Source organism: Variovorax sp. GW531-E2, assembly GCF_059423125.1.
The window spans coordinates 25,972-34,236 of the sequence record NZ_JBWKXQ010000074.1 but is presented as its reverse complement, the minus strand read 5'-3'; the positions used below and the strand labels follow the sequence as shown (position 1 = coordinate 34,236).

At 71.8% G+C, this 8,265-nt stretch carries 8 protein-coding genes; all 8 read left to right on the top strand.

The genetic code is table 11. The annotated features are described in order from the left end of the window. On the top strand, positions 1-541 hold a 541-nt coding region (locus tag AC07XP_RS28715; RefSeq protein WP_495266574.1), incomplete at its 5' end, for a DUF4384 domain-containing protein. Between the two features lie 61 nt (positions 542-602). Continuing rightward, a complete protein-coding gene (mltA, locus tag AC07XP_RS28710; protein ID WP_095950933.1) occupies positions 603-2,186 on the top strand; it encodes a murein transglycosylase A in 1,584 nt (527 codons plus the stop codon). Positions 2,187-2,420: 234 nt separating this feature from the next. Continuing rightward, positions 2,421-3,089, top strand: coding sequence for a hypothetical protein (locus tag AC07XP_RS28705; RefSeq protein ID WP_253252600.1), 669 nt, complete (start codon positions 2,421-2,423; stop codon positions 3,087-3,089). Between the two features lie 27 nt (positions 3,090-3,116). Then, positions 3,117-4,250, top strand: a complete 1,134-nt coding sequence (locus tag AC07XP_RS28700; protein ID WP_495266573.1) for a hypothetical protein — start codon at positions 3,117-3,119, stop codon at positions 4,248-4,250. Further along, entirely contained in the window at positions 4,247-6,265 is a 2,019-nt protein-coding gene (locus AC07XP_RS28695) for a caspase family protein (protein WP_495266572.1), read from the top strand. The genes AC07XP_RS28700 and AC07XP_RS28695 overlap by 4 nt, the downstream gene beginning before the upstream one ends. Positions 6,266-6,319: 54 nt before the next feature. Continuing rightward, the gene (locus AC07XP_RS28690) at positions 6,320-6,877 is read left to right on the top strand and encodes a type VI secretion system tube protein Hcp (RefSeq protein ID WP_159278695.1); all 558 of its coding nucleotides are present in this window, start codon (positions 6,320-6,322) and stop codon (positions 6,875-6,877) included. Positions 6,878-6,917: 40 nt separating this feature from the next. After that, on the top strand, positions 6,918-7,757 hold the full coding sequence (locus AC07XP_RS28685; protein ID WP_495266571.1) for a type VI secretion system accessory protein TagJ: 840 nt from the start codon (positions 6,918-6,920) through the stop codon (positions 7,755-7,757). Continuing rightward, a complete protein-coding gene (gene tssE, locus AC07XP_RS28680) occupies positions 7,750-8,265 on the top strand; it encodes a type VI secretion system baseplate subunit TssE (protein ID WP_062481207.1) in 516 nt (171 codons plus the stop codon). The genes AC07XP_RS28685 and tssE overlap by 8 nt, the downstream gene beginning before the upstream one ends.

The following is an 8,265-nucleotide window of genomic DNA, read 5'->3' as shown; positions in this document are numbered from 1 at the left end:
GCCTCCACCGCCGCCGCCTCCCAAGCCACGCACCCCCGCCGAATCCCTGCAATCCCTCGCCGCCGGCGCCGCCCCGGGCTTCGAGGTCACGGCCACGCCGAAGAAGGCCGAGGTCGCCATCGGCAAGGACAAGCTGGCCTTCGAGGTGCGCAGCAAGCGCGACGGTTTCGTCTACGTGTTCCTGCTGTCCAGCGGCGGCGAGATGTTCCTGCTGTTCCCGAACCTGCTCGACAAGTACAACAAGATCACCGCCAACGCCGCGCTCGCGCTGCCGCGCGCCTCCTGGCCGATGGACGCCGGCGGGCCGGCCGGCACCAACCAGTTCGCGGTGCTCGTGAGCGAGCACGAGCGCGACTTCGGCGCCTCGGGCGTGCAGAACGAAGGCGTGTTCCCGCAGTTCCCGCTGCCGGTGCTCGCGGCACTCGAAGCCACACGCGGCACCGGGCCGTCGCCGCTGTTGGGCAAACCGGTCTGCGCGCCGGGCGCCCCGCCGTGCAACGACGTCTATGGCGTCGCGAATTTCAAAATCGTCGAGAAGTAATCGTCTGTAGAGCGTCGGCCGCTTTCGGCCCCCATTCCACGACCACGACCAGGAGACTTTCATGCACACGTCACCGTCGCCGCACTTCGCGCTTCCCCTTTGCCGAACGGCCGCCGTGGTCGCGCTGGTGCTGCTGGCCGCCTGCGCCAACACGCCGCCGACCGCCACGGGCACGGCCACCACCGCGCCCACCACGGCCGACCCCGCGACCGCACCGGCGCGCCCCACCGGCGGCAGCGTCGCCGGGCAGGCGCGCACCTTCTCGACCCAGCTCGCCACCTACACCTCGGTCGGCTTCGATGCCGTGCCGGGCTGGGCGCGCGACGACTTCTCGGAAAGCTGGCCGGCCTTCCTGGGCAGCTGCAAGGTGCTCAACGGCCGCGGCGCCGAATGGAAAGAGGTGTGCGAGCGCGCGCTGAAGGTCGACGGCAAGAGCACGCAGGCCATCCGCGGCTTCTTCGAGAGCGAGTTCTCGGCTTATCAGATTCGCGACGACGACCGCAAGCCCGACGGCGTGGTCACCGGCTACTTCGAGCCCGAGATCGCCGGCAGCCGCACCTACGTCGCGCCGTTCATCTACCCGGTCTACGGCCAGCCCGAGGACATGCTGTTCGTCGATGCGCGCAAGCTCCCGGCCGGCAGCGGCACGGTGGCCGCGAAGGTCGAGGGCCGCAACGTGATCGTGCAAAGCGGCCTGAGCACGCGCGACATGGGCGCGCCGGGCCTGTACGCGCTCGACCTTTCGGCCATCACCCGCGACACGCTCGACCGCAAGGTGCGCCTGCGCATCGACGGCAAGCGCCTGCTGCCGTACTACACGCGCGAAGAGATCGAGACCAAGGGCGCGCCCAACGCCAAGGTGCTGGCCTTCGTGAGCAGCGCCACGGCGCTGTACGAGATGCAGATACAGGGCTCGGGCCGCATCAAGCTGCCCAGCGGCGAAGTCGTGCGCGTGGCCTACGCCGAGCAGAACGGCCAGCCCTTCCGCCCGACCATCGCGCAGGCCGCCAACGGCAAGCCGCGCAGCGCGGTCAAGGTGCGCGGCGGTTCGCTCGAGCTGACGCTGGACGACGGCGACGACGAAGACACGGGCGCCATCGACAACAGCGTGATCCGCACACGCGGCTTCACGCTGGCGCGGCCCACGGCCAGCGGCGCGGTGGTGGTGCCGGGCCGGCGCACGGCAGGCGCAGTGACCGGCTCCGGCATCAAGGACCCGAGCTACGTGTTCTTCAAGGAATCGACCTCGCCGGCGGGCGGCCCGGTGGGCGCCTTCGGCGTGCCGCTGTCGGCCGGCCGCTCGATCGCGGTCGATCCGCGCAGCACGCCGCTGGGCTACCCGGTGTTCGTGTCGACGCGCACGCCCGGCAGTGGCGCACCCATGCAGCGCCTGACCATCGCGCAGGACACCGGCGGCGCCATCCGCGGCGCGGTGCGGGCCGACTACTTCTTCGGCAACGGCCAGCAGGCCGCGACCAACGCGCGCCGCATGAAGGAGCGCGGCCAGCTTTGGATCTTGTTGCCGCGCGGCCTCGCCGTGGCGCAGGCGGCGGTGTCGGGAGCGATCCGCACGCGCGGCGGCCCGGTCGGCGCCAATCTTCCGCAGTGCCTGGTGCCCACGGAAGGCGTCTGCGTCGACGACTGATGTCCCACCAAGACCTACGCTCGACCCCGTGGCCCGCGCAGCGCGGCCCGTTCGGGGAACACCGCGGAACCGGCTTTGCCGGGCCGCAGGTGTTGCCCCCTGCAAGGGGGTTGGAGGCCACACGAAGTGGGCAAGCCTGGGGGTGAGCCAGTGATGCAGGAAACCCTCTCGTCCGCGGAAAGCTCTGAACTCGTCCGCCTCTGGCGGCGCCGGCAGACGCTGTCCTCGGACGACATGGGCACCATGTACCGCATCGTGGGCGACGCGCTCGTGGCCTGCAACCCGCCCGAGCTGCAGGTGCTGGGCGAGGGGCGGCAGGAGCTGGTGGCGCAGTTCATCTACGTGAAGGTGCTGCGGCTCGACGCCGACCCCGACGAGTCGGAAGAGCGCGCCGGCCACAGCGCGCCGTCGACCGCTTTCGCACTGTGCGCGTACTTCCGCCGCTACCTCATCGACTGCACGCGCGCCAGTTCGTTTCGCCGCAAGGTCTCCATCGGCGACCAGATCACCGAGGCCCAGCTCGAAGACGAACTCGGCCCGGGCGAAGACCTCGACGGCTGCCTGGCCGAGCATGGCCTCAGCGCGCAGGCCGTGCAGCTGGCGGCGCGCGCCTTCATCGCCGGGCTGCCCGAGCCCGAGCGCATCCTGCTGTGCGAAGGTTTCGGGCAGGAGGCCGAGGGCGGGCTGTCGGGCGTGGCCTCGCGCCACGCCATCGCCTCGTACCACTACCGCGCCGGCCGGCTGGGTCTCGTGCACAAGCGCGAAGGGCTGGGCGCCGGCTATGCGCAGACCCGCATCGGCAGCTGGATCGGCCAGACCCTGGGCATCGCCATCGAGGCCGACAACATGGCGGCGATCCTGCAGGTTTTCAAAATCCTCGGGGCTGAAGCGTCTTATGTCTGAAGACATAGCCATTCAGGAACAGACGCCATGACCACCGACCTCTGGCCCCCGCTCAGCGTGATCCGCCATGCGTTCGAAACCGGCGCGCCGCCCGGCGATGCCGCGCCGGACGCCGCACCCGTCGCGATGCCGCACGGCAACAGCGCGGGCGCGGGCACGCCGGTGGTGTCGGACCTGCTGCTCCCTTTGACCGAATTGGCCCGGCGCCGCGAGGCTGTCGCCCGGCGCGCCTTCACCGCGCGCTGGGCGCCGGGCCGCCTCGTGAGCGTGGTGCACGACGGGCGCCTGCTCGGCGTGCTGCTCGACCGCTGCATCCACGGCGACCTCTGGCAAGGCTGGATGGCCGCGGGCGAGCCCGACTGGGCCGGCCCCTTCGACGTGCTGCTGGAGCCCGACGACGAGCCCTTCGAGCCGATGTTCGGCGTGGTCCAGGCCTGGAACGTGCTCACGCTCGAACCCAGCCCGCAGCTGGCCGCGCGCGTGCTCGGCGAGGTGTCGGCCACGCGGCTCGCCGCGATCCGCGCGGTGCACGACGAATGGGCCGCGCACGCGGCGCCCGACATCGCGCCCGAGCCGGGGCGCATCGCGCTTCGCGGCGTGGCCGGCGCGTTCTCGGTGCTCTCGGGCACGCCGCTGGGCCCGCAGGACCCGCGCACCGACTACCAGGCGCTGTACCGCGACGCCGGCCTGCAACTCGGCCGCGCGCTGGCGCAACCGCAGGAGGAGGCCCCCGCCGCGCCGCCGCCATCGCCCGCCCGGCCGCTGCCGCGGCCCGAGGACGGCTGGTGGGGCAGCATCCGCCGCTGGTTCGGCGCCGAAGGCTGGGCGCGCCCGGCGTTTGCGGCGGTGGCGTTGTTCGCGGTGATCCAGAACGTGGGGCTCATCGGCGGGCGCGGCAGCGCCGAAGACGACGATGTGCGCTTCCGCTCGGTGCCCACGGCACCGGTCGCAGCGCAGGCCAACCTGGTCGTGCGGTGGAAGGACGGCGTGCGCGTCGACGAAGCCGATCGCCTGCTGCGCACGATGTCGGCCGAAGTGGTCGGCGGGCCGGGGCCGAACGGCGTCTGGCGCCTGCGCGTGGCCGATCCGGTCGGTGCTTTGTCGGTGCTCGCGACGTCGCCGCTGGTTGCGTCGGCCGGACCGGCCTCGGAGCCGCCATGAACCTGCGCGCGTGCAGCCTGCGGTTCCTGCTCGCGCTGGTGGTGTGGGGCGCGGGCGGTGTCGCCGCGCAGGCCGCGCAGCGCGCGCTGCTCGTCGGTGTCTCCGAACTCGTCAACCAGCCGCAGGCCCTGTGGCTGCAGGCGCCGCGCAACGACGTGATGCTCATGCGCGACGCCTTGCTGAAGCAGGGCTTCACCGCGCCCGACATCGCCGTGCTCGCCGACGGCGTGCCCGGCGCTGCGCTGCCCGAATCGCAGGCCATCCATGAGGCCCTGGCACGGCTGCTCGCGCAGTCGGCCAGCGGCGACTTCGTGCTGCTGTACTTCTCCGGCCACGGCACGCGCCTGCGCGACGTGGCCAAGCGCTACCAGGAGCCCGACGGCCTGTCCGAGAACTTTCTCGCGCGCGACGTGCGCGGCACGCTCGGCGCCGATGCCGCGCTCAGCGGCGACCTGCGCGACGTCGACTTCGACGCCTGGATCCAGGCCTTCCTCGCGAAGAACGTGTTCGTCGCCTCGGTGTTCGACACCTGCTCCGCCAACTCCATGACGCGCGGCACGGGCGATGCACCCGCGACCGCCGAGGGCCCGGCCGACGACGAGGTGCGCTGGCGCGGCCTGCGCACGACGCAGCTCATGGGCGGTGCGTCGCCCGCACGGTCCCTGGCTCCGCCGGCCGCGACCGACGCCGTACCGCGCGCCCGCTACGTGGCGCTGTTCGCGTCCGAGAGCCACCAGATCACGCCCGAGCTTCGCCTGCCGCGCAAGGCGCGCAGCGCCCGGCCGCAGGGCCTGCTGACCTGGGCCGTGGTCGAGTCGCTGGCGCGCAAGCCCGCCACCTGGCGCGACCTGTTCGACGGCGTGCTCGCGCTGTACCCGCCGGTCATCGACGAACTCGCGCAGCGCTTTCCCACGCGCGAGCTGCCGTCGCCCGTGGCCGAGGGCAACCTCGATGCGCCGCTGTTCGCCAACAGCGGCGCGCCCGCGTCCACGCGCCCGGTGTGGGGCGCGCAGCGCAGCGGCGACAGCCTGGCCGTCAAGGCCGGCTTGCTCGACGGCCTGGCGCCGCAGCAGGAGGTGCGCGTGCTCGCCACGCTCGACGACGGCACCGTGCGCCGCGCGCCGGCCACCATCGCGCAGATCAAGCTTGGCGGCGCGTGGCTCGCCGTGCCCGCGGCGCTGAAAGACCTGCCGGGCAGCGCCTTCTGGAGCGTCACGCCACTCGCCGAGCCGGCCGCGACGGCCCTGCGCGTGCGCGCCGACAAGCCGCTGCCCGCCGGCCTGAGCCTCGACTACCCGGCCGCGATCCGCCTGGCCGACGACCCCGCGAGCGCCGACGTGCGCTGGACCGACCTCGGCCCCGCGGGCCATCGCCTCGAAGCGCTTGCGCCCGTGTTCGGCACCGCCGCCTCCACCGTCGTGGTGCCCGACGTGGCCGCGCTGCGCCGCCGCCTGCAGGCGCTGGCGCAGCTCAAGTGGCTGGCGCAGTTGCAGGCTCATGCCAGGGGCGGCCAGCTCGATGGTTTCGATGCGGCGCTCGAAGTCTGGAGCGCCGACCGGCTGCTGCGCAGCGTGCCCGTCGCCGAGGCCGCGAGCGTGCTGCCTGCATTGCGGACGGGGGAGCGCGTGCGCCTGAACGTGCGCAACACCAGCGGCCGTTCGCTCGACCTCGTCATCACCGGCATCGACGCGCGCGGCGCGCTGCAGGCCGTGTACCCCGACGGGGCCGGCGAAACCAACCGCTTCAAGCGCGGCACGCCCGAGCAGCCGGCGGTCAAGCGTTTCGACCTGCCCTGGCTCGATGCGGCCGGCGAGGCGCGCCTGCTCGTCATGGCGGTACCGGCCGCGCCCCACAGCGCGCCGCGCCTGTTCGGCGTGGCCACCGCGGCGCAGGCCGACGTGTCGGAAGTGCGCGTGCGCGGCGGCCAGCCACCGGCCGCCGGCGGCGAGCGCCAGGTGTTCGCGGCCTTGCTGCGCAGGAGCGCCGCCGCACCAGACGGTGGTGCGCGGCCATGAGGCGGGCGCGCGTGGTCCCGGTCCAGTTTTCTTTGTCCGAATCCGGAGGTTGACATGGCATTTCTCGAAGACGGCTCCTGGAGCCCCGAAGACGCACGGCAGTTCTATGAACTGATCGGCACCGGCTCGGCCGAGACCGACCTGGTCATGATGATCGAGAGCAAGGGCTCGCCCGTCGAGGGCGAACTCGAACGCGTCTTCGACGACGGCAAGGCGCGCCTGAACATCGGCGGCTACTACTGGTCGGTGCAGGTGCCCGAATCGTCCGCGCAGAACCAGGTCGTTCCCAACAACCTGGTCGTCGCGCGCCGCAGCGACGCGGCCACGGCCACGCTCGCCAGCCTGCTGCGCGCGCAGGAAAAAGACCTGAAGGTGGTCATCAGCGCCTACAAGGCCGGCGGCGATCCGCAGTCGCCCGAGGCGCAGGCCACCTTCGAGATCTCGCTGGAGAACGCGCGCATCTGCCGGCTGGTGCTCAACTCCGGCGGCCACTGGGGCGTGCCCTCGGAGCTGGTCTCCATCAGCTACCGCACGGTGAAGATCAAGTCGGCCCCGCAGAAGACCAGCGGCGCGCGCGGCGCGGTGCGCGAATGCCAGTTCACCCGCACGTGAGCCGGAACCTGAACCCGAACGCCTCCAGGAGCACCCCGCCATGACGACGACCGCTGCAGACTTCCTCAAGGCCGCCGACCCGGTGGCTGCCCTCAAGGCCCTGAGCGACGACGTGCGCGCCAAACCCTCCGACTCCAAGCACCGCGTCTTCATGGCGCAGCTCTTGTGCGTGCTCGGGCAGTGGGAGCGCGCGCTCAACCAGCTCACCGTCGCGGCCGAGCTCGACGCGCTGGCCGTGCCCATGAAGCAGGTGTACGGCGAGGCCGTGCGCTGCGAAGGCCTGCGCGCCGACGTGTTCGCCGGCACGCGCACGCCGATGATCTTCGGTCAGCCCGATGAATGGCTGGCACTGCTCATCGAATCGCTGCTGCGGCAAGGCCGCGGCGAGAGCGGGCTGGCCGAAGACCTGCGCCAGCGCGCCTTCGACGGCGCGCCCGCCATCGCCGGCACCATCGACGGCGCGCCCTTCGAATGGCTGGCCGACGCCGACATGCGCCTGGGCCCGGTGCTCGAGGCCTTCGTCAACGGCAAGTACTACTGGATTCCCTACGCGCGGCTTGCGCACATCAAGATCGAGCCGCCCGAAGACCTGCGCGACTGCGTCTGGATGCCCGCGCACCTGCAGTTCGAGAACGGCGGCGAAACGCTGGCCCTCATTCCCACGCGCTACGAAGGCACCGAGGCGCAGGACGACGGTGAGCTGCGGCTGGCGCGCAAGACCGAGTGGCGCGAGCTGCGCCCCGAGGTCTGGGCCGGCTACGGCCAGCGCGTGCTCGGCAGCGACGCCGGCGAGTACGCGCTGATGGATGTGCGCGAGATCCTCTTCACGCCCGCCGCTGTTGATGCGGCCGAAGGCGGCGAAAGCAGCGGCGGTGGCTGAACTCACCGCGCAGGAGCGGCTGCAGCCCTCGCTGCTGGACCGCCTCGTCGACCACGCGCCCGACGAGAAGCGCGAGGGCGACGACAAGCGCACGCTCACCAAGCAGGCGCTGCGCCAGGCCGTGCTGCGCGACCTCGGCTGGCTCTTCAATGCCACGGGGCACGGCCTGTCGATGGACGACAAGCAGCACCCGAATGCCGCGCGCTCCGTCATCAACTACGGATTGCCTATGCTGTCTGGCCAGTTCACCTCGTCGGTGCAGCGTGTCAGCATGGAACAGGCTTTGAAGAACGCAATCCTGCAGTTCGAGCCGCGCATTTTGTCCCGCACACTCGAAGTCGAACTCGTCATGGAAGGCCCGGCCCTGGAGTCCCACAACAGCATCGGCCTGCAGATCCGCGGCATGCTGTGGGCGCAGCCCGTGCCGCTCGAGTTCCTCATGCGAAGCCGCGTCGATCTGGAAGAGGGCCGCATAGAGATCGTGGACATGGCGCAAAACCCAAGGTAA

Excerpts from the sequence above, each read along its gene's own strand:
- mltA (WP_095950933.1), top strand. The coding sequence starts at position 603 with ATGCACACGTCACCGTCGCCGCACTTCGCGCTTCCCCTTTGCCGAACG.
- AC07XP_RS28685 (WP_495266571.1), top strand. The coding sequence starts at position 6,918 with ATGACGACGACCGCTGCAGACTTCCTCAAGGCCGCCGACCCGGTGGCT.
- AC07XP_RS28705 (WP_253252600.1), top strand. The coding sequence starts at position 2,421 with ATGGGCACCATGTACCGCATCGTGGGCGACGCGCTCGTGGCCTGCAAC.
- AC07XP_RS28695 (WP_495266572.1), top strand. The coding sequence starts at position 4,247 with ATGAACCTGCGCGCGTGCAGCCTGCGGTTCCTGCTCGCGCTGGTGGTG.
- AC07XP_RS28690 (WP_159278695.1), top strand. The coding sequence starts at position 6,320 with ATGGCATTTCTCGAAGACGGCTCCTGGAGCCCCGAAGACGCACGGCAG.
- AC07XP_RS28700 (WP_495266573.1), top strand. The coding sequence starts at position 3,117 with ATGACCACCGACCTCTGGCCCCCGCTCAGCGTGATCCGCCATGCGTTC.